Origin of the sequence: Thomasclavelia ramosa DSM 1402, from assembly GCF_014131695.1 — a bacterium.
Taxonomy (GTDB): domain Bacteria; phylum Bacillota_I; class Bacilli_A; order Erysipelotrichales; family Coprobacillaceae; genus Thomasclavelia; species Thomasclavelia ramosa.
Map to the genome: position 1 here is coordinate 2,871,395 of NZ_CP036346.1, position 21,051 is coordinate 2,892,445.

The 21,051-nt window shown below is 32.3% G+C and carries 23 protein-coding genes; 2 read left to right on the forward strand and 21 right to left on the reverse strand.

Features of this window, described 5'->3' with window-relative positions; translation table 11 throughout:
• The first annotated feature begins 204 nt into the window (after positions 1 to 204).
• A complete protein-coding gene (locus tag EYR00_RS13700; protein ID WP_009300673.1) occupies positions 205 to 777 on the forward strand; it encodes a phosphate propanoyltransferase in 573 nt (190 codons plus the stop codon).
• 70 nt (positions 778 to 847) lie between these two features.
• A complete protein-coding gene (locus EYR00_RS13705; RefSeq protein WP_003536892.1) occupies positions 848 to 1,480 on the forward strand; it encodes a DUF4230 domain-containing protein in 633 nt (210 codons plus the stop codon).
• A 24-nt stretch (positions 1,481 to 1,504) separates the two neighbouring features.
• Here EYR00_RS13705 and EYR00_RS13710 read toward each other — a convergent pair whose 3' ends face one another.
• The 21 genes from EYR00_RS13710 to infA all read right to left on the reverse strand — a co-directional run bounded on the left by EYR00_RS13710 (position 1,505) and on the right by infA (position 21,048).
• Positions 1,505 to 4,168, reverse strand: a complete 2,664-nt coding sequence (locus EYR00_RS13710; RefSeq protein WP_008793105.1) for a prolyl oligopeptidase family serine peptidase — start codon at positions 4,166 to 4,168, stop codon at positions 1,505 to 1,507.
• Between the two features lie 79 nt (positions 4,169 to 4,247).
• Entirely contained in the window at positions 4,248 to 5,081 is an 834-nt protein-coding gene (locus EYR00_RS13715; RefSeq protein ID WP_040434243.1) for an AraC family transcriptional regulator, read from the reverse strand.
• Positions 5,082 to 5,387: 306 nt separating this feature from the next.
• Entirely contained in the window at positions 5,388 to 5,801 is a 414-nt protein-coding gene (locus EYR00_RS13720) for an MgtC/SapB family protein (protein WP_003536878.1), read from the reverse strand.
• A 12-nt stretch (positions 5,802 to 5,813) separates the two neighbouring features.
• Complete coding sequence (locus EYR00_RS13725; protein WP_003536877.1) at positions 5,814 to 6,089, reverse strand: HU family DNA-binding protein; 276 nt, start codon at positions 6,087 to 6,089, stop codon at positions 5,814 to 5,816.
• Between the two features lie 67 nt (positions 6,090 to 6,156).
• Positions 6,157 to 7,185 carry a threonine aldolase family protein gene (locus tag EYR00_RS13730; RefSeq protein WP_003536876.1) on the reverse strand — a complete coding sequence of 343 codons (1,029 nt, stop codon included), beginning with the start codon at positions 7,183 to 7,185 and terminating at the stop codon, positions 6,157 to 6,159.
• Positions 7,186 to 7,196: 11 nt separating this feature from the next.
• Complete coding sequence (locus EYR00_RS13735) at positions 7,197 to 8,027, reverse strand: MurR/RpiR family transcriptional regulator (protein ID WP_003536875.1); 831 nt, start codon at positions 8,025 to 8,027, stop codon at positions 7,197 to 7,199.
• 72 nt (positions 8,028 to 8,099) lie between these two features.
• Positions 8,100 to 9,548, reverse strand: coding sequence for a glycoside hydrolase family 1 protein (locus EYR00_RS13740; RefSeq protein ID WP_003536874.1), 1,449 nt, complete (start codon positions 9,546 to 9,548; stop codon positions 8,100 to 8,102).
• Positions 9,538 to 11,757 carry a diguanylate cyclase domain-containing protein gene (locus tag EYR00_RS13745; RefSeq protein ID WP_003536873.1) on the reverse strand — a complete coding sequence of 740 codons (2,220 nt, stop codon included), beginning with the start codon at positions 11,755 to 11,757 and terminating at the stop codon, positions 9,538 to 9,540. The genes EYR00_RS13740 and EYR00_RS13745 overlap by 11 nt, the downstream gene beginning before the upstream one ends.
• 13 nt (positions 11,758 to 11,770) lie before the next feature.
• Positions 11,771 to 12,676 carry an alpha/beta hydrolase gene (locus EYR00_RS13750; RefSeq protein WP_040434242.1) on the reverse strand — a complete coding sequence of 302 codons (906 nt, stop codon included), beginning with the start codon at positions 12,674 to 12,676 and terminating at the stop codon, positions 11,771 to 11,773.
• Entirely contained in the window at positions 12,669 to 13,868 is a 1,200-nt protein-coding gene (locus EYR00_RS13755; protein WP_003536870.1) for a hypothetical protein, read from the reverse strand. Before EYR00_RS13755 ends, EYR00_RS13750 begins: the two co-directional genes overlap by 8 nt.
• Before the next feature lie 468 nt (positions 13,869 to 14,336).
• Complete coding sequence (locus EYR00_RS13760) at positions 14,337 to 15,212, reverse strand: histidinol-phosphatase (RefSeq protein WP_009009683.1); 876 nt, start codon at positions 15,210 to 15,212, stop codon at positions 14,337 to 14,339.
• Positions 15,202 to 15,939, reverse strand: a complete 738-nt coding sequence (truA, locus tag EYR00_RS13765; RefSeq protein WP_003536862.1) for a tRNA pseudouridine(38-40) synthase TruA — start codon at positions 15,937 to 15,939, stop codon at positions 15,202 to 15,204. Before truA ends, EYR00_RS13760 begins: the two co-directional genes overlap by 11 nt.
• Positions 15,939 to 16,739 (reverse strand): energy-coupling factor transporter transmembrane component T family protein, encoded by an 801-nt coding sequence (locus EYR00_RS13770; protein ID WP_003536861.1) that lies wholly within the window; start codon positions 16,737 to 16,739, stop codon positions 15,939 to 15,941. Before EYR00_RS13770 ends, truA begins: the two co-directional genes overlap by 1 nt.
• The gene (locus EYR00_RS13775; protein ID WP_003536860.1) at positions 16,732 to 17,583 is read right to left on the reverse strand and encodes an energy-coupling factor transporter ATPase; all 852 of its coding nucleotides are present in this window, start codon (positions 17,581 to 17,583) and stop codon (positions 16,732 to 16,734) included. Before EYR00_RS13775 ends, EYR00_RS13770 begins: the two co-directional genes overlap by 8 nt.
• Complete coding sequence (locus EYR00_RS13780) at positions 17,559 to 18,389, reverse strand: energy-coupling factor transporter ATPase (RefSeq protein ID WP_003536859.1); 831 nt, start codon at positions 18,387 to 18,389, stop codon at positions 17,559 to 17,561. The genes EYR00_RS13775 and EYR00_RS13780 overlap by 25 nt, the downstream gene beginning before the upstream one ends.
• Before the next feature lie 99 nt (positions 18,390 to 18,488).
• Complete coding sequence (rplQ, locus tag EYR00_RS13785) at positions 18,489 to 18,851, reverse strand: 50S ribosomal protein L17 (protein WP_003536858.1); 363 nt, start codon at positions 18,849 to 18,851, stop codon at positions 18,489 to 18,491.
• A 32-nt stretch (positions 18,852 to 18,883) separates the two neighbouring features.
• A complete protein-coding gene (locus tag EYR00_RS13790; RefSeq protein WP_003536857.1) occupies positions 18,884 to 19,828 on the reverse strand; it encodes a DNA-directed RNA polymerase subunit alpha in 945 nt (314 codons plus the stop codon).
• A 49-nt stretch (positions 19,829 to 19,877) separates the two neighbouring features.
• Complete coding sequence (gene rpsK, locus EYR00_RS13795; RefSeq protein ID WP_003536855.1) at positions 19,878 to 20,270, reverse strand: 30S ribosomal protein S11; 393 nt, start codon at positions 20,268 to 20,270, stop codon at positions 19,878 to 19,880.
• A gap of 19 nt (positions 20,271 to 20,289) precedes the next feature.
• The gene (rpsM, locus tag EYR00_RS13800; RefSeq protein ID WP_003536853.1) at positions 20,290 to 20,655 is read right to left on the reverse strand and encodes a 30S ribosomal protein S13; all 366 of its coding nucleotides are present in this window, start codon (positions 20,653 to 20,655) and stop codon (positions 20,290 to 20,292) included.
• A gap of 26 nt (positions 20,656 to 20,681) precedes the next feature.
• Positions 20,682 to 20,795: a 50S ribosomal protein L36 gene (gene rpmJ, locus EYR00_RS13805; protein ID WP_008793112.1), complete on the reverse strand. Its 114-nt coding sequence runs from the start codon at positions 20,793 to 20,795 to the stop codon at positions 20,682 to 20,684.
• A 31-nt stretch (positions 20,796 to 20,826) separates the two neighbouring features.
• A complete protein-coding gene (gene infA / locus EYR00_RS13810; RefSeq protein WP_003536851.1) occupies positions 20,827 to 21,048 on the reverse strand; it encodes a translation initiation factor IF-1 in 222 nt (73 codons plus the stop codon).
• Positions 21,049 to 21,051: the final 3 nt, after the last annotated feature.

Consider the following 21,051-nt stretch of genomic DNA (forward strand, 5'->3'; position numbering starts at 1 on the left):
ATTCCTAGTTTAACCCCGTAAAACAGCCATTTTAGTACTAAAATGATTATTTTTTAGCATTTATAATAATTTATTTTTACTATTTTAATAAATTTCTATCTAAAATCTTTTTAAAAAAATTTAAAATTTTTTCTATTTTATCGCTATTTCCTTGAAAATAGCGATAAAAGGAGTAATATAGAATAAGGAAAAAGGAGAATGACTATGACTAAAAAAATTATCGTTGAAACTTCAGCAAGACACATTCATTTATCTGACGCTGACTTAGAAACATTATTTGGAAAAGGGTATCAATTAACTAATAAGAAAAATCTTTCTCAACCTGGACAATTTGCATGTGAAGAAAAAGTTACTGTAGTTGGAGCTAAGGGTGAACAAAAAATGTCTGTTTTAGGACCAACTCGTAAAGCTACTCAAGTTGAGTTATCATTAACTGATGCTCGTGCTTTGGGATTACAGGCTGCTATCAGAGAATCTGGAGATATCGAAGGAACTGCAGGATGTAAACTAGTAGGACCAGCTGGTGAAGTTGAAATTTCTTGTGGCGTTATCGCTGCTAAAAGACATATCCATATGACTCCTGCTGATGCGGTTGAATTTGGAGTTACTGATAAACAAATCGTTAAAGTTGAAATCGAAACTGAAGGACGTTCATTAATTTTCGGTGATGTTGTTTGTCGTGTTAGTGAAAATTATGCTACAGCTATGCATATTGACACAGATGAATCAAATGCGGCTGGATGTGGTCGTGAAGTATACGGAACAATCATTAAATAATAAAGCCTTTGGGCTTTTTTATTTTCTCAATAATTGTCGAATTATGTTATAATATCCCTAGGTGATAAAAATGAAAATATTAGACACATTAGGAAAAACAAAAAAAGCTATTGGTGGAATCATTGCAATCCTACTAGTTGCATTACTGATTTTTTACGCGGGAACTCGATTTGCAAGCAGCAGTGAACCAAAGATATCGTCAACTGGTCTGAGTCAACAGCTCCAAGAAATCGAAGAATTGGCAACAATGTCCTATAATTATACTAAAGTTGGTAAATTTTCTAATAATTTAACATTTAATGGCTGGGATATTCCTTTAACTCAAAAAAGTTTTTTAATTACATATGACGGTAAACTTAAAGCTGGTGTCAAAATGGATAAAATTGAAGTAGCTATTAATAATAATATAATTACCGTTTCAATACCAGAAATTGAAATTTTAAGTAATGAAATTGACGAGAGTAGTATTGAAGTATATGATGAAACAAAAAATGTATTCAACCCAATTTCTGTCAATGATTATACTACCTTTGCTAAAAAACAAAAAGAAGCAGTAGCTGAAGAAGCAATCGAAAATGGTTTATTAAGCGAAGCAGCAACTAAAACACAAAGTACAATTAAAAAATATTTAAATGCAATTCCGGGAATTGATGGCAACTATGAGATCAAAGTTAAATTTTTAGAAACAAAAAAAGAGAGCTAGAAATTCAAATCTAGCTCTTTTAATTTAATTATATTTACGTCGAGATACATAAATTCCTGCAAGAGTTAGCATCATAATAGCTCCTAATCCTGCAAAATTAACATCATCACCAGTTTTCACTGAATTCGCTGGTTGATCTGGAGTTGTTGGTTGATCTGGGGTTTCTACTGGAGCAGCAGTTTTAATTTGTTTAGCTAACCATTGCCACGCATTTACACCATTTTCATCATAACATTCATTATTATCAAAATAGATCCATGACCAGTGACCATTATATTGATATGGTGTACCATCTTCATTAAAGAATCTTCCAGTTGTATCATGCACATCATCAAATACTGATACATGAATATTATTAGCTCCAGCAGCTAATAATCTTGCTACTGTTGGTTCTACACATAAAGTCGGATCAACTGTACCATCATTTTTAGCATATGTGAACCAAATTGGCATATCCTTGATTGCATTAATTTGATCATCTGTAATATATTGATCTTGGAATGCTTCGCAGATTGGGAAAGCCGCTGCAAAATATGTTGGATGTTTTAAAACCATTTCCATAGTCATATACCCACCATTAGAACATCCTCCAATAATAACACGATTTGGGTCAATATCGTCATTAGCTTTTACATACGCATCAATCATTTCAAATAAACTCTCAGCATACATTGAACCTTTATCACCATTTTGATAAGCACCCGTTCCATCATCCATCCACATAGTTGGACTTTGTGGTGCTAGTACATAGGCACCTTCAAATAAGCTTTGGAATTCTTTAGATACTAAAGATGTTACTTCATTTCCTAAAATATCAATGTATGGATCCGTTCCACCTTCACCTGCACCATGTAACCAGATAACAAGAGCATTTTTCTTATCATCTTTGGCTGGTGTATAATCAGCATATGAATACGTTGTACCATCTTTAGCAGTATAAGCCTTCATTTCAAAAACTTCACCTTGTGGACAAATCTTTCCATCTCCTGCAACGTCAATATCTGCTTTAATATTTAAATCGGTTACTACTTCATCACCTGAACTCATTGTAGCACCTTTTGCTAAACTTACATTTAATTTATAAGGTGTACACCATGAGTTAAATCCTGTTTTTAAATTATAAATAAATGGTGATCCTTCACTTGGAGAAACATACATTTCAATTGTAATATATTTAGATGAACCGGTTACTTTATTTCCTTGGGCATCAGAAGTATAAGCTGCAGTTACATTACGATCTGCAGTTGCAATACCAATTTCACCAGTTCCCCAATTAATTGTTGCTTCTTTTTCTTCAACAACTTTAAAGTTTTCAGCAACTACAGAATCAGCATCAATTGCTTTATCTAAACTAATTACTGTTTTTGTTACTGCAGGCCCCCAATCATCACCAATAATATAGGCCTTTTGAGAACCACTTGCAATTACTTTATCAGCTTTAGTTTGTACTGACATCCATTGCCATAAGTTAACACCATTTTCATCATAACATTCATTATTATCAAAATAAGTCCATGACCAATGTCCATCATATTGATATGGTGTTCCATCTTCATTAGAGAATCTTCCAGTTGTATCATGCACATCATCAAAAATTGATGTATGTACTTCAGCACCTGCTGCCCGTAATCTTTCTACAAGAGGTTCTGTTGTAGTAGCGATGGCAACAGTTGAATCATTTTTTGCATGAGTAAACCAAATTGGTAAATCTTTAAGTGATTCAATTGTTTCATCAGACACATTCGCACTTTGAGTAGCAGGACAAATTGGATATGCTGCCGCATATAATTCTGGATGCGCAATAATCATGGTCATTGTCATTGCTCCACCTGCAGAACATCCACCTATAATAATTCTATCTTGATCAATATCAGGATTTTCTCTAAGTGTTTTTAAAATCAACTGATAAATAGCTTCAGCATTAGATGTACTATCATATGATCTTCTTTGTGGCACTAAAACATATGCTCCATCCATTGTATTTTGGAATTCATCACCAGCCAAAGCCGTAACTTCATTTCCTAATAAATCGATTTGAACATCTGTTCCAGTTTCACCAACACCATGATTCCAAATAACTAAAGCATTTTTATGGCTATCATTTTCTGGTGTATATAAAGCATATGAAACAGTAGTACCATCATTGGTAAATTCACTCATTTTAAAACCATCTAATTGAGGACAAATTTTACCATCTTCAGCTACGTTAATAGTTGGATCTACATCAATTGTTGTAATTGTTTCATTTTCAGAAACTAGAGTTTCACCAGCTGCCAAAGTAACTTCTAACTGATATGGGTCAGCCCATGCATTTTTCCAAGTTAGATTATTCCAAGAAATTGGATTACCTTCACTTGGAGAAATATACATTTCTACTGTAACAATATTTGAATCAGTAGTTACTTTATTTCCCTGAGCATCAGAAGCATAAGCATCTAAAATTGTTCTATCACTTACTTTGTTTGTGGCAGTTTCTTTAACTAAAAAATCTGTTTTACTGATAGAATCTGCTTTGATTTTTTTGTCAAAAGTGATAATGGATTTAGTGACACCAGCACCCCAATCATCACCTACGACAAAAGCTTTTTGAGTTCCTGTTGCTGTTCCCTCTAGGGCATGGGTTGGCAGTATTGTTAAACCCAGTACCATCATAGCACTCATTAAGCAACTTAAAATTTTCTTAAACATCCTTTCTCCTCCTTTTTCAATATATATATTATATAATTTTAAGCGCTTACATTAATGGCGTTTTATTATCTAATGAATGTCATTTTCTCATCTTTTCACGATACTTTGCGGGAGTTATCACATTTTTTCTTTTAAAAGCTTGATTGAATGATTTCACGTTAGGAAAGCCATTGCCAATAGCAATATCAATAACCGGATAGTCTGTTTCCACTAATTGTTCTTCCGCATGCCATAATCGAACACGACTCAAATATTCTTTCACTGTTGCCCCTAAGCTTTCTTTAAATAACTTAGATAGATATCCTTCTGATAATCCGAATTCATCAGCAATCATTTTAACTGAGAGATCTTCTTGATAATTATTTTCTAAATACTTAATAATCTTTGTAATTCGATCTTTATATTTACTATCTTTAACCTCTAGATACCCGATTCTTTTTTTACTAAGATTATCTAATAATAAGAAAACAAGCATCTGAATATGACTTTTAACTCGAATGTTATTATACGGATCATCACTTTCATAAAAATTAATAATATCAATTATTTTAGCCATAAGTAATTTATTGATTTGTTGATTAGGCTGTTGAAAATAAATTTTATCTATATCATGATACGATTCCCTCAAATAATCATATTTTATTTGTAGGGCGTAGCCCTTATATATACGCTCACCCTCGATAGCCTGAATTGCATGAATATCTTGAGAATTAATAATATAAATATTTCCAGCTATTATTTTAACTTTATTACCATTTATCCATAAAATAAATGAACCATATAATGGTATCAGAATTTCAATACTTCGATGCCAATGCTTTTCAATCAGTTCTCCAATATTATCTTCGATATAAAAATCATGTAATTTAGTCGGCAGCTCATTATCATGTTCAACCTTTTCATATTTATACATATTAGTACCTTCCTCCAATATTACCATTTAATAATATCACATATTTAACTTTATTATTATATATTTTCATTATAGAAAAAGCCTAAATTATAATAGGCTTTTTATTTTATCTCGATTGAAATAATATCATTATTTTTATCAAATAAAGTCAACATATCTTCTAGGGGGAAACTGGTCGGCAACTTGACTAATAATTCTAGTATTATGGTACTTTGATTATGACTAACTTTAAAATTCATTATCTCAATATGATACTCATGCATAATTTTTTGAATTTTGGAAATTACATCAGATTTATCCTTTACCCTAAATTAACCAGCTCTCCCATACTGTGGGAATCCAACGATATTGTTTGTGAAAAATAATTTGAACTAACAAAATTAAAATAGTGGCTAAGATTCCAATCACATACATTCCCGCCACAATTGCCATTTCTACTGCCGCAGCTGCCCAAATTTCTGCTGCTGTAAAACCGGTTATTTCTCGTTTATGCACAAAAATTATACCAGCTCCTAAAAAACTTACTCCAGAAATAATTTGTGCTGCACTCCGTGATGGGTCAGGTGCTATTCCTTCGTGGCTTAAAATATCATTAAAACCGTATTTAGAAACAATCATTATCATAGCAGCCGCTAAACAGACAATCAAATGAGTTCTTACCCCTGCTACTTTAAGATGATTTTGACGTTCATACCCAATTAAAAATGACCCGAAGGTCATTTTTATATTATATTATTTATTTACGGCATTTTTTAATGCACTACTAGATTTGAATGCAGGAGCTTTGCTTGCAGCAATTGTCATTGTTTCACCAGTTCTTGGGTTACGTCCAGTTCTTTCTCCTCTTTCACGTACTTCAAAGTTACCAAATCCTTTAAGAGATACTTTATCTCCTTTTACCAGAGCTTCAGTAACTACGTCTACAAATGCAGTTACTACTTTATCAACATCAGTTTTTGTCATTTCTGTACTTGAAGCAATTGCTTCTACTAATTCAGTTTTGTTCATTTTAATTTCTCCATTCTATATAGTATAGGAATAATCCTACGAATATTATATTACTTATTAATATTTATTACAAGTTATTATGTAGTAGTTCGCTTAATTTACTAACGAACGAATTAACAGCTTCTTTAGGGGTTGCCCAAGAAGTAACAAGACGGATACAATGGCGGTGATCATCAATGCGATCCATGATATTAAAGCTAAAATCTTGTTGTAATTTAGCAATCAACTCATCATCCATTATCGGAAATACTTGATTAGTTTGTGAAGGTACCATCATTTCAAAATCTTTTAGACCAGCTCGTAAAATATCAGCCATCTTATTTTCATATTTTCCAATTTCTAAATATAGATCATTACTAAAAAGTTCTTTAAATTGGACTCCTAAAAGTCGACCTTTAGCCATCATCGCCCCCTTTTGTTTCATATTATATCTAAAATCCGCTTTCAGACTATCATTAACAATTACTAGACATTCACCGAATAATGCTCCCATTTTTGTTCCTCCAATATAGAAAGCATCGCTGTAATCCGCTAAATCTTTAAATGTAGGTGTATCGGGTAGCGCCAAGGCACTACCTAATCGAGCTCCATCAACAAATAAATACAATTCTTTTTTCTTACATAAAGTAGCTATATCCTTTAATTCATCAAGACTATAAACAGAACCATATTCTGTTGATTGTGAAATATATACCATTTTTGGTTGCACCATATGTTCATCCGAATGCTCTTCGATAATACTTTCAATCATCGCTACTGTTAATTTACCATCTTGGTGAGGTCTAGTTAAAACTTTATGTCCCGTAGCTTCAATTGCTCCGGTTTCATGAACGTTAATATGCCCGCTATCTGCTGCAATCACTGCCTGATATGGACGCAATACTGATGAAATAAATACCGCATTAGTTTGTGTTCCACCAACTAAATAGTGTATATCAACATTATCATTTTGAAGTTGTCTTTTTAACAATCTTGTAGCCTCTAGACAATATTTATCTAATCCATAACCAGCACATTGCTCATCATTTGTTTCAATTAAGGCTTTCATTATTTTTGGATGAGCACCTTCACTATAATCATTAGTAAAACTATACATAACCTGCCCCCTTATCTTCTTGGATACAATAATCCATATCTTACATACAATACATCAAAAAACGTTTTCATCACTGTCGTTCCAGAAATTGATGACTCTGTAAAATCACTTTCTTTACCATGAACAACAAAAGTTTTATCAGCTAATTCAATTACTTCACTTTCAGCATTTAAAGTAACTAAAATTACTTTAGCTTCACGATTTTTAATTGATTTGATTAAATCCCCAACCGGTGATAATCGCGCTCGAACTGAAAGTACAATAGCCACACTATCCTCATCTAAAAGTTCAATTCTTTGACTATCGTCACCACGATCAGCAAAGGCGTATGAAAATTTACCTAGCTTAACTAATTTAAATTGAATATCTGAGGCTAAAATCTTATTAAATTGGAAACCAAAAAAATGTAACTTTTTCGCATCATAAATAATATCACATAGGCGATCAATCTCATGAATATTAATATGTTTCTTACTCTCAATTAATGAATTAATTGTTAGATCATAGACCATATCAACACAGTGTACAGGATTTTGATGAATCTCTACTAAATCATCAGGATGGAGTTTAATCTCATGACTTGCCTGTTTTAATCCTACTTGTACTTCCTTTTTAAATTCAGCAAAATTATCACATTTTAAAGCTTTGCAAAAACGGGAAATGGTTGCAGGCGAAGTATAACATAAGTCCGCTAACTCATTGATTGAGATATCTGGAATCTTTTCAATATTATTTAATACTTGATAACAAATCGTATAATACATATCTTGGCTGTATGAAGCATTAATATATGTCAATAAATTATACAAGATATCAACTTCAGTATTTTCTTTACGTCTCATGTTCATCCCTCTTCTCTCTCACTCATTATACACAATTTATTGAAAAAGAAAAACAGGATTAACCCTGTTTCCTTATAATTCTTCACCATTAGTTTCAATTACTTTTTTATACCAATAGTATGAATCTTTCTTATAACGATTTAAAGTACCGCTATTTTCATCTTCTTCACGATCAACGTAAACAAAACCATAACGCTTTTGATATCCATTTAACCAGCTTAATAAATCTGTATATGACCATGTACAATAAGCAAGAACACGGCATCCATCATCACAAGCCTTCTTCAATTCCTCAATATGTGCTTTTAAATAAGCAATTCGATATGGGTCATGTACTTCCCCATCTTCTAACTTATCAAAAGCTCCTAAACCATTTTCACTAATAACAATTGGTAAATCATAGCGTGATGTAATTTCACGACAACACATTCTAATTCCCATTGGATCAATTGTCCAATCCCAATCAGTTGTTGGAAGATTAGCATTTTGAGGATTTTTATAAAGTCCTGGTACACCTTGAACTTTAGCAGTACCTTTTTTACCAGTCGTATTCATTTCATGACTTGTTCCAACACCATCGATATCATTAAATTCAACTGTAGTTGTTTGATAGTAGTTAACTCCCATGAAATCAACTAATTGTGCAGCTTCTTTCATGATAGCATTGTCACCTTCTTCAAAAACAGGGGCAACACCATTAGCCTCTAAATAAGCAAGAGCAGCGCGAGGATAACGCCCATAAGCATAAACATCCATCCAATAATAATTCTTCAAATCATCATAATCTGCTTTAGCCATTGCATTTTCTGGTTTATTGTCAATTGCATAAGATGGACTATAAGCAAAACTTGCTCCAACTTTCGCTTCTGGCCATAATTCTTTTAATGCAATTACACTTTTAGCATGTGCCATATTTGCATGATGATTAACTTGATAGAACATTTTCATATCATCTACTTTCCCTGGGGGATGCATTCCTTCTAACCAGCCAAAGCTAGTAAAGATATTCTGTTCATTCATGGTGATCCAGTATTTAACACGATCACCATATCGTTTAAATAAAGTAGTTGCATAGTTTACATAATCATCAACAATTTGACGATTTTCCCAACCATGATATTGCTCCTCTAAAGCTTGAGGCATATCCCAGTGATATACCGTAACCATTGGCTCAATTCCATATTTTAAACATTCATTAATTAAATTATCATAGAATTGTAAACCAGCTTCATTAACCTCACCGTTTCCATTTGGATAAATTCTTGTCCAGGCAATTGAAAAACGATAAGTTTTTAGACCCATTTCTGCCATTAAAGCAACATCTTCTTTATAACGATTATAATGGTCTACAGCTTTATCACCTGTTGTTCCTTTGAAAGTTTTCCCAGGGATACGTACAAATTTATCCCAGTTGGAAACTCCCTTACCATCACTATCCCAAGCGCCTTCTACTTGATAGGCTGCCGACGCACTGCCCCAAAGAAAGTCACTTGGAAAGCCTTTACTGTCTTTAAAATACATCTTTTTTCCTCCTATTTCCTTTTTTATTACGCTTATGGCAATACATCTCCCGATCTGCTTTATCTAAGAGTTCACGAACTGTTAAATCTTGATATTGATCAAAAAGACTAATTCCATAAGATAATTCTACTTTAAAATTACGTTTTATTAAAGTGTTATGATAGATTGTTTTATCATTTATTAATTGATCAATTTCTGAAAGAGCAAAATCACTTTGATTTGGTAAAAATACTGCAAATTCATCACCGCCAATACGCCCAATTACACCAAATTCATCAAAAGCATCTTTAAGAATCTTAGCTCCCGTGATAATTGCTTCATCACCACCTTCATGACCATAAGTATCATTGATAATTTTTAAACCATCAAGATCCACAAAAATCAATGCACCTTTATTAATATTCATATATCCTTGTACTTTATCAATAAAACCTCGGCGATTCCATAGCCCCGTCAGCTCATCATGTTTTGATAAATTATCTAACTTCTCAACTAAATTGATCGTATTTACAACTGTTCCTAATTGACTAGAAACAAAATCTAAATCTACAAAATCACGATATTTCAAATCACAAACAAATATTCCATACTGTGTTGTTCCAGAATAAACTGAGTTAACAACATATTCATTACAATTACTAAACAATCTCTTTTCTGAAAATATTCGATCGGTTTTAACCAGAATTTTATCATCAGGAATAATAATCTTACCATTAATTATACTTCCTTTCAAAATAACCTCATTGGGTAAAACTGTAAATTGTGTCATATAACTAGTAATTGGTTTTTCATACAAATATAATCTTGCATTACCAATATTCAGCTGCTTTAAACATTCAAAAATAGTATTGTAGTTATCATACTCGTTTCGAACACTGAGCATTCCTCTTGATAAAATATTAACCAGCCGTTTCTCTTCACAAGAAATCCTTGTTCTTTCACTTAAAATAGTATTATAATGCATGCCAATAATTTGTAGGATTTTTTGATTGAAATGAATAATTGATAGATTATTACGATAATCACTAAGACGCTGACTAACCACATCAATAACTTTTAAAATTCTTTTTAAATCAATAAACTCAACACTATCTAAATCTATTAATTCTTGAATTAAATTTGAAAATTTTGTATATGTTTTTTCTTCGAATAAGTCATCATTATGAAGTTCAACTAGAAAAGTAACTAAATCAATTACGCGTTTGCGGGCTTCAATAATAAAAATACTGTGGTTATTATTAAAAATATACTCCATTAAAATATTAACGATTTTATCTTTGTCGCTCTTTGTATAATTAACTATTTGACGATATAATCGTTCTTCTAAATAACCCACTTTAGCAGCCGAATCTCGTTTAATAAAATCTACATCGACAAGTGTTGTGAATTCAGCTGGAATTTCTCCTCGCAATGATAAAACCCCATCCATGACAGCATAAAATCCTAACTGTGCTGCTTCGGCACGGATAGTTGCTAGAGGCGGGTTTACTTTTGATGCTTCTTGAACATCATCAAAACCAACTACTTGAACATCTTCACCAATTCGAATCCCTCGTTCTTTTAAAACTTGATACGCATCAAAGGCAAGATTATCACTTGCACAAACAATAGCATCCAAATCAGGATTCAAATCCAATAATTTCTTGGCATATTCAGGATAACCACGTTCAAATGTTGCTGTATGAATAATTCTTTTTTCGTCAATGACGATTCCGTGACTTTTTAATGTTTTTTTATATGCAGCTAATCGCTCATCCGACCCTTTATTTTCATAAGGACCAGCAATCATCCCAATTTTACGACATTGCTGTTCTTGAATTAAACTAGTTACTGCATCCTCTATCCCTTTAGCATTATCAAATGTTACTAGTGAATTATTTCCAAATTTATGGTTTAAAGTAACAATTGGCACACCTTCAAATTCTTTTACGAATAATTCTTTTAAACGATTATTCCCATGAACGATACTTGAGACACTTATAATTAATAAATCTAAATCTTTTGTCTTGGAAAATTTATAAGTTGTATTTTTTTGAAACTCATACCTTGAATTCCCGTAGATGTTTGAGCTTCCTACAAATCCACCAAAAAATACAACTAAATTAACATCCAATTTTCCAGCTGCATAACTCGCTCCCCGCCAAATTTCAGTAGTAAAGATATTATCGCTATCATCTACCAGCAAGCCAATTTTTAATTTATTGTCCACAAATACCACCAGCCTAATTTACATACTTAGTAATGAAATTCGCTAATGTCTTTCTAAATTCATCGGTTTCTTCTAATTCATATAAATAACGTTCATCTTTTAAAACAAATAATACTTTGCTACCACGGTTCGCATTATATAATGGATAGACCATACTTAATGGTACAAAATCATCTTCTTTCATGTGGATATATAATGTTGGAATATCATTATGTTTGACCATTTCAGCATAATCTTCTTTAATATTAACTTTAATTTCCTGTTTAATCTTACGCCTAATTAAACGCATTGTTGGAAATTTTGGTACTTTATAATCCTTAATCATTCGATAGCCTAAAATATCATACACACTTGTATAGGCTCCATCACTAATAATAGCTTTAACATTTTTTAATAAATGTTTACTAGCTGCTTTTAAAATAGTATTAGCACCAGCTTCTTTACCATATAAAATTATTTCATGCTCTTTTCCGTATGTTTTTAACAAATATTCGTTCCAGCAAACAAGATCTTTTACATCTTTAATACCTAGTCCACGGATATATCCATCACTTTGACCATGGGCACAAGCATCAACTAATAAGATATTCCAATCAGGGTATCGTTCTTTAAAAAACGGTACATATAAAGTCATATCTTTAGCCTCCAGAGCAAATGGATGCAAGATTACTAAAGTTTTTTTCGCATCAACTGCTTCAATAAGGACACCTCTTAATCTAATACCTTGGTGATTTTTTATATAAATGCTTTGCGCATCATATTTTGTTTCTAAAATACTTGGTTTATCATCTTCTTTATGATGGCGGTATAACATTGCTTTAACGGTTTTATTAGCAAAGGCATTTAAAGCTCCAGCCCCGGATGCTAACCCAGCTAAAACTGCTAATGAGGTAACTACTTTTTTTCCTTTTTTATCCATTTTTACCATACTCCTTATAATTTTCCATTAATAATCGATTGATGTTACTAACTTGTTCAAAAGAGCTTAGACGGTACTCGTCATGTTCCATTCTTCCTGCATAGAAACGAATGGCTTTTTCTAACTCTTCACGAATTGGTTCACGATACTCTGGTGGGAAAGTAGAAATCGGGAAGCAAACAAAAACAAATGTATTATAATCTTTTGAAAATAAATTAATCAATAAATCATATCCTTCGTTTTGTACGATTGAATTTCCGATAGCTAATTGTAAATCATGATTTGCAAAAGTCAGCATATCATTCATCACAAAACGAATAACATCCATAGCAGCATTACGATAACCATCAGCATCACTTTCAAAAATTGCTTTTAAATATGGAATGACGATGTTACTGTCACCCTCCTTTTGAAAACGAGCATCAACATAATTAAAGATTGCTTTAGTAACCCGATAATGGGATAAAACCAAATTACCAAAATCTGTCATGATTGCAAAAGCAAAACGCTGTGAATTACATAAACGCCAAATTGCTTCTAATAATGGTTCCTTAACTTGATCATAGAAAATATCCAAGTCATCAAAAACCATCCTAATAATGATTCTAAAATAATATAAATGATATTGATATTGGGTATCTAAATATTTAGCCGTCGTACCATCCCATTCATACTCATAAATAATTTTATCTAATAAAAGATTCAATGAATCCATAAATCGTTTATAATTACCATTTCGTATCAACCTTTTTAAATAAGGCATAAAGAAATCATAAAACTCATCAATTGTCTCTTGATTAGTTCCACGATGATATTCTAAATAATCTAAAATATTACGATAATCTAATGGTTCTAACATATTCTCTGTATTTTTACTATTTATATAATGTTGAAAAACATGACAATGTAAAATTGTTCGATATTTATTGAAATAAATTATTTGCTTTAAAGCATCCTTAGTAATATATTCCTCTTCCTGTTCATGAAGATCAACTGAAAATACTGTCTTCACTTCTGGTCCCGCATAATCTAAAGTTACAAAGACATTGATTTCTCTAAATTGCGTATCACGAATATAATAATGGAACTTATGTTCAAATTTTTTTGTTTGAACACAACTATGACAGCGGTACTTACCTTGATAATTACTCTTATGCTCTTCTAAATATTTGTGTATACACTCACGTGCCATGACTTCACCTCCTAGTTCCTATGTAACATTTTACCACTTATGTACCAATAATTAAACCAATACGAAAAAATAAGTACCCAATTATTACAATTAAGTACTTATTAAATATTAGCTATGTTTTTTCATAATAACCGATACATCTTGTAAACCAAGTATTGTTAATAAAAGATAATTTTGATAATCAATATCCTCACCTGTCTTAACTGCAGTAACTAGTTCTCCCACTCCATCAGTTGATTAACCATAAAAAAGTATGATTCACTTCAATAATCTTTATCCAGATTGAAACTTCTTGATCTTCTTTTGTTCTTACAAAAAATTTCAATACTACCATTATATACTTAAACAACAGCATATAATATCTTATTTATGCTTGTAAATCATTAGCTATAATACCCTAAAATATTGTCGCTCCTTTATTAATTATTCGTGATAAAAGATGGAACCTAACGCTCTTAGATTCCATCCTTATTTACCTTTTTTAAATTCAGGTATATTAATTACATTTAATTTGTGACGCCATGCAAACTTCTCCAAAGCTTCAAAATCATCCTGATTGAAATCATCAGGACTATGCGCATCAATTCCAAGAATCACTTTACACCCTACCTCTCCAACAATATCAAAAAAGTGACTATTGGGATATGGATATTGGATTTCGTCCCCGACTTTACGATAGCCACGGCGAATCCCACCAGCATTAACTTCTAAAGGAACGTCTTTTTCTAATGCTTTTTGACATATTTCCCGGGTAATATTTTCACATAACTCGTCGAAATATACTTTTCCAACCATAAATAAGTCAGGATGAGCTACATAAGAAAATAAATTAGTATCTAATGCCTTCAACAAATCGTTTTTATAACTAATTATTTCTTCATCACTAATATCCATCTTACCATAATAACGAGTATGAACAGTGTACTTATTAAAGTGATTTCCTAAAATCAAATAATCTGCTTCTCCTGAATTTAATAATCCTTGATAATAATCTAAATATTCTTCAAAATACTCAGCTTCAAAACCTTGATATATTGTAATTTGATCACAATATTTTTCCTTTAGCCGCTTTACTTCTTCAAGATGTAACTGCTTATCTTTATATGGCATTCGCATTGCAGGACCATTAGTAATGATTGCTTTACAAGCAACCGCAAACGAACGAAAATGATTAAGAGTATAACGCATTCCTTTAAAGATATGTTTACGATAACGTGGTAAAGGAACATGCTCACTAAAGCCTAAAACTTCAATACCTTCTTCAATTGCTGATTTAACCATTGCTTCTTCATTGCCAACCGCATGACCGCAGCGGAATGTATGTGTATGAAAATTAGTTTTCATCATAAAACACCTCATGTAAGTATAGTCCCTGGGGCTTAGCCTTAAACAAACACTTCTGTTCACCTTTGCTATCTAATAACTCTTGTAATCGTTCTTTAGTAACCCGTTTTGCCCCAACTTGAATTAGTCCACCAACGATATGCCGAACCATATAACGTCTAAATCCATTTCCAACTAAAATAAATTTAATAATCCCCTTTTCATTAGTAATCGACAACTCATATAGTTCTCTAATTGTATTACCATACTGATCATAGCTACAAAATGATGCAAAATCATGCTCACCAATAAATATTTTAGCTGCTTCTCTCATCAATTCTAAATCTAATGGTCGTCCATATTGAAAAATATAATTCGTTTCAAATGGACTATATTCTTTTGTACTTAATAAATAATGATATTCTTTTTTTATTGCACTATAACGACTATGAAAATTCTCATCAACAAAGTATGAATCTAAGATATATATATCATTTGGTAAAAAATGATTAATTGCCCGTTTCCACTGCGCTTCAGGCATTTCTCTTGTAGTATCAAAATGAAAAACTTGTTTAGTTCCATGAACCTTTGCATCGGTTCTTCCTGAACCATGAATAATAATCTCTTCTTTGCATATATTTTTTAATGCCTTTTGGATCTCGCCCTGTACTGTTCGTAATTTATTTTGCACTTGAAAGCCATGAAATTTACTTCCGTCATAGCTTACACTACATTTAACCCTAACCATTACAAAACAAAGCTCATTATAATCACAGTACCGGAAACAACTATTGTAAGTGCAAAGGCCATTGTATCACTGGTCTGCCAGTTTAATGATTTATAACGAGTACGCGATGCTTCAGGATTATAATTACGACTTTCCATTGCATTGGCAAGATCCTCAGCTCGTTGAAAAGCAGAGATAAATAAGGGAATAATTAGAGAAACAATCGCTTTAATTTTTTCCGAAATAGTACCTTCATTAAAGTCAACACCGCGGCTTGCTTGAGCTTTCATGATACGCTTAGCTTCATCTAATAAATCTGGAATAAAACGTAAAGCAATTGATATCATCATCGCCAATTCATGAGCAGGGAAACCAAAACGCTTAAACGGATTCAATAGATTTTCAATTGCTAGTGTTAAATCGAGCGGTTTAGTTGAAGATGTTAAGATAGTTGTCAAAGTAATAATTAAAATTAAGCGAATAAAAATATACGCTGATTGAATCAATGCCCCCGAATAAATCTTAAGTGATCCAATTGTGAATAATACACTTCCTGTATTGATTAAAAAAATATTAAAAATCATTAAGAAGAGCATCATAAAAACCATCGGTTTAATTGCTTTTAAAATATGTTTAATAGAAATATTTGATAATCCTGCAACTAACAAAACAAATACTCCCATGATACCATATCCAATAAACCCTGCATCAAAGAAAATAGCAATTAAAAAGATTAGTAGAGCTCCTATTTTTAATCGGGGATCTAATTGATGGATTAAAGAATTAACAGGAATATATTTACCAAATGTCATATTATCCATTTAATTCACCGCCAATCGCTGCAATGAGCTGTTCAATATTATTAATTGAAGAATCAAGATTAAATCCTTGATTATTTAGTTTTATGATAAAATTAGTAATGATTGGTAAATCGATCCCCAAGCTATTTAAATACTCACTATCCTTAAAAACATTAGTGACTGTATCATGTTTTTCAACTTTCCCGTGATTCATTACTACTACTTCATCACAATATTGTAAAACATGATTCATATCATGAGTTACTAAAATAATAGTTTTACCACTTTCATTTATTCGTTTAAATAAACTCATCATTTCATTAGTCCCTTGCGGATCTAATCCAGCAGTTGGTTCGTCCAAAATTAAAATATCCGGATTCATTGCCAAAATTCCAGCAATTGCTACTCGGCGTTTTTGACCACCTGACAAATCAAAAGGCGATTTATTTAAATAGCTTTCGTCTAATCCTACCGTTTTGAGAACGTTATGAGCAATTTTTTTAGCCTCTTCTTCACTGACTCCAAAATTCATAGGTCCAAAAATAATATCCTTTTCGATTGTTTCTTCAAATAATTGATATTCAGGAAACTGAAAAACTAGCCCTGCTTTTTTACGAAGTGGTTTTAATTTACTTGGTTTGTCGGTTGCTGTAATTAGATATTCATCAATATTGATACTCCCGCTTGTAGGTAGTAACAAAGCATTGATATGTTGAATCAAAGTACTCTTTCCGCTACCGGTCTGTCCAATAATCGCTGTAAAGCTTTGATCAGTAATTTTTAAATTTACTCCTTTTAAAGCATGGTAAGCAAAAGGGGTATTTTCACTATAAATATGTTCTACTTCTTTAAATGTAATTGACATAATTCTGTAATTAATACCTCCTCTTGTAAAGACATGCTAGTCCTAATGTTTAATTTTTCTAAACCCTTAGCTACTTTTAAAGCAAATGGGATATCTAATTCATATTTGACCAAATTGGCTTCATCACTTAGGATATCCTTAGGATTACCACTTGCAACAACTTCACCAGCACTCAACATAATTACCTGATCAGCATTTTTAGCTTCTTCAATATCGTGAGTTATAGAAATAATCGTAATATCTTTTTCTTTATTTAATTCCTTAACTAGACTATTAATTTCACGCCGTCCCATTGGATCTAACATGCTTGTTGCTTCATCCAAAATAATGATTGTTGGAGCCATTGCTAAAATACCAGCAATTGCCACTCGCTGCTTTTGCCCCCCAGACAATTTAGTTGGCTCATGATCAAGAAAATCACTCATACCTACTTTAGCTGCATAAGTATTAATGATTTTATCCATATCACTTTGTGGTACACATGTGTTCTCTAAACCAAAGGCTATATCATCACGAACTGTTGCCCCAATGAACTGATTATCAGGATTTTGAAAAACAATTCCTATATTATCTCTGACTTTATATAAATTTTCCAAATTAAGTTCGTATCCATTAATAATAATTGAACCGCTCTTTTTTTCTAGTAGTCCAATTAGTAACTTTGCAATCGTACTTTTTCCGCTACCATTATGTCCTAAAATAGCAACATAATCTCCTTTATTTATATCAAAAGAAATATGATTGATCGTCTTTAGACCAGCTTCATATTCAAATGATAAATCTTTTATTTCAATGATTTTATCCATCTTTTTCACCACCCGTTTAACTACTCCTAAACATTCTATTATTATTACTTGACTTAGTCAAGCAAAGTAAAAGAAAAAAGACCCGAGGGTCTTTAACAATTAAACTAAAGCGATGATTGCCATTGGGGCATTGTCACCTTTACGGTTGTAAGTCTTTAAGATACGAGTGTATCCACCATTTACATCACTATATTTAGGTGCAACATCATCAAATAATTTTTGTACTGCAGTTTTTCCAGTTTCAGCATCAACTACATTGTGTAATACAGCAGCAGCTTGACGTCTAGCGTGTAAGTCACCGCGTTTACCTAAAGTAATTAATTCTTCAACAACAGAACGAACTTCTTTAGCTCTAGTTTCTGTAGTTTCTAATTTACCGTACATAATTACTTCTGTTGCAAGAGAACGTAACATTGATTTTCTAATATCAGAAGTACGTCCTAATTTTCTATTTTTAGCCATGAGATTAGCGCTCCTTCCTTCGTACTCGCGAATTAATCGATAGGTTTAAACCCTAACCCTAATTCAACTAATTTTTCTTTTACTTCTTTTAACGATTTCTTACCTAAGTTTCTTACTTTGATCATATCATCTTCAGATTTAGCGGCAAGATCTTGAACAGTTTGGATACCTGCTCTTTTTAAACAGTTGTATGAACGTACTGATAAATCTAATTCTTCAATCGTCATATCTAATACTTTATTAGTTGTATCACTTTGAGCTTCAGACATAACTTCCATATTCACAGCCATATCAGTTAACTCTACAAACATATTTAAATGTTCTACTAAAATCTTAGCAGCTAATGAAATAGCTTCATAAGGTTTTAAAGCTCCATTTGTTTCGATTTCTAAAGTTAATTGATCATATTTGGCACTTTCCCCAACACGAGTTGGTTCAACTGCATAAGATACTTTTTCAACTGGTGAATAAATTGAATCAGTAGGAATAATACCAATAGTATTAATTTCCTTCTTATTTTGATCAGCACTTACATAACCACGATCTTTTTTAGCATATAATTCCATGTATAAGTGAGCACCTTGAGCAACATGAGCAATTTCCATATCATTAGAAATCATTGTTACTTCTGAAGGGCATTGAATGTCAGCACCTGTTACAGTAGCAGGTCCCTCAACATCAATAATCATTGTAGCCGATTCATCACTATCCACATCAAAGACTAATTTCTTAAGATTTAAGATAATTGATGTAACATCTTCGACAACACCATCTACTGCAGAAAATTCATGGATAGCACCTTGAACTTTAATTGCATATACAGCAGATCCAGGTAAAGAAGATAGAAGAACTCGACGAAGTGAATTCCCCAAAGTTGTACCGAAACCTCTTTCTAAAGGTTCAATAACAAATTTACCATAATTATCTGTTTCATCATAATTAGCTATATTAAAATTTGCTTTTTCAAACTTTTGCATCTATTTCCCTCCTCACTAGGAATTATTATTTTTTTTGATCATACAATAATTATCCACGAGGACGTTTTGGTGGACGGCACCCGTTATGTGGAATTGGAGTAACATCATTGATTGCAGTTACTTCTAATCCAGCAGCTTGTAAAGCTCTAACAGCTGCTTCACGTCCTGGTCCAGGACCTTTAACACATACTTCTACAGATTTTACTCCGTGATCCATTGATGCTTTTGCAGCAGCTTCAGAAGCCATTTGCGCAGCAAATGGAGTAGATTTTCTTGAACCTTTAAATCCTAATGCACCAGCACTAGACCATGTTAATACATTACCATGTTCATCAGTAATTGTTACAATAGTATTATTGAAAGTTGAATGAACATGTGCTACACCTTTTGCGATATTCTTTTTTGCACGTTTTTTACCACGTACTTGTTTAACTTTTGCCATTTCTAGTTCAACCTCCTATCTATTTTTTCTTTCCTGCGATTGGTTTTGCCTTACCCTTACGAGTACGAGCATTTGTTTTAGTCTTTTGACCACGAACAGGAAGTCCTTTACGATGACGGATTCCTCTGTAGCTTCCAATTTCCATTAAGCGTTTAATGTTTAAAGCTACTTCTCGACGAAGGTCACCTTCAACTTTAATTGATTCTATTTCTTTTCTAATTGTACCGATTTCATCTTCAGTTAAATCTTTAACTCTAGTGTTCTCGTTAATTCCAACTTTTTTCAAAATTTCTTGAGCTGTTGGTTTACCGATACCATAGATATAAGTTAATGAGATAACCACACGTTTGTCACGTGGGATATCAACTCCAGCAATACGAGCCATTTTATTTCCTCCTAATTAACTACTAATTAACCTTGTCTTTGTTTATGTTTAGGGTTTTCGCAAATAACCATTACGCGCCCTTTTCTTTTAATTACTCTGCATTTATCACACATTGGTTTTACAGATGGTCTTACTTTCATCTTGTCTACCTCCTTTTGGAAGATTTAAGTTTTATTTATGTCTAAATGTAATTCGCCCACGTGTTAAATCGTATGGAGAAATTTCTACCGTAACCCTGTCCCCCGGTAAAATGCGAATGTAATGCATACGGATTTTACCAGAAACGTGAGCAAGGATTTCTACTCCATTTTCTAACGCTACTTTAAACATTGCATTTGGTAATGTTTCAAGTACCGTTGCTTCTACTTCAAGAACGTCATCTTTCTTTGCCATAGG

Coding starts and splice junctions, on each gene's coding strand:
- EYR00_RS13700 (WP_009300673.1), top strand. CDS start 205: ATGACTAAAAAAATTATCGTTGAAACTTCAGCAAGACACATTCATTTA.
- EYR00_RS13705 (WP_003536892.1), top strand. CDS start 848: ATGAAAATATTAGACACATTAGGAAAAACAAAAAAAGCTATTGGTGGA.
- EYR00_RS13710 (WP_008793105.1), bottom strand. CDS start 4,168: ATGTTTAAGAAAATTTTAAGTTGCTTAATGAGTGCTATGATGGTACTG.
- EYR00_RS13715 (WP_040434243.1), bottom strand. CDS start 5,081: ATGTATAAATATGAAAAGGTTGAACATGATAATGAGCTGCCGACTAAA.
- EYR00_RS13720 (WP_003536878.1), bottom strand. CDS start 5,801: ATGACCTTCGGGTCATTTTTAATTGGGTATGAACGTCAAAATCATCTT.
- EYR00_RS13725 (WP_003536877.1), bottom strand. CDS start 6,089: ATGAACAAAACTGAATTAGTAGAAGCAATTGCTTCAAGTACAGAAATG.
- EYR00_RS13730 (WP_003536876.1), bottom strand. CDS start 7,185: ATGTATAGTTTTACTAATGATTATAGTGAAGGTGCTCATCCAAAAATA.
- EYR00_RS13735 (WP_003536875.1), bottom strand. CDS start 8,027: ATGAGACGTAAAGAAAATACTGAAGTTGATATCTTGTATAATTTATTG.
- EYR00_RS13740 (WP_003536874.1), bottom strand. CDS start 9,548: ATGTATTTTAAAGACAGTAAAGGCTTTCCAAGTGACTTTCTTTGGGGC.
- EYR00_RS13750 (WP_040434242.1), bottom strand. CDS start 12,676: ATGGATAAAAAAGGAAAAAAAGTAGTTACCTCATTAGCAGTTTTAGCT.
- EYR00_RS13755 (WP_003536870.1), bottom strand. CDS start 13,868: ATGGCACGTGAGTGTATACACAAATATTTAGAAGAGCATAAGAGTAAT.
- EYR00_RS13760 (WP_009009683.1), bottom strand. CDS start 15,212: ATGAAAACTAATTTTCATACACATACATTCCGCTGCGGTCATGCGGTT.
- truA (WP_003536862.1), bottom strand. CDS start 15,939: ATGGTTAGGGTTAAATGTAGTGTAAGCTATGACGGAAGTAAATTTCAT.
- EYR00_RS13770 (WP_003536861.1), bottom strand. CDS start 16,739: ATGGATAATATGACATTTGGTAAATATATTCCTGTTAATTCTTTAATC.
- EYR00_RS13775 (WP_003536860.1), bottom strand. CDS start 17,583: ATGTCAATTACATTTAAAGAAGTAGAACATATTTATAGTGAAAATACC.
- EYR00_RS13780 (WP_003536859.1), bottom strand. CDS start 18,389: ATGGATAAAATCATTGAAATAAAAGATTTATCATTTGAATATGAAGCT.
- rplQ (WP_003536858.1), bottom strand. CDS start 18,851: ATGGCTAAAAATAGAAAATTAGGACGTACTTCTGATATTAGAAAATCA.
- EYR00_RS13790 (WP_003536857.1), bottom strand. CDS start 19,828: ATGCAAAAGTTTGAAAAAGCAAATTTTAATATAGCTAATTATGATGAA.
- rpsK (WP_003536855.1), bottom strand. CDS start 20,270: ATGGCAAAAGTTAAACAAGTACGTGGTAAAAAACGTGCAAAAAAGAAT.
- rpsM (WP_003536853.1), bottom strand. CDS start 20,655: ATGGCTCGTATTGCTGGAGTTGATATCCCACGTGACAAACGTGTGGTT.
- rpmJ (WP_008793112.1), bottom strand. CDS start 20,795: ATGAAAGTAAGACCATCTGTAAAACCAATGTGTGATAAATGCAGAGTA.
- infA (WP_003536851.1), bottom strand. CDS start 21,048: ATGGCAAAGAAAGATGACGTTCTTGAAGTAGAAGCAACGGTACTTGAA.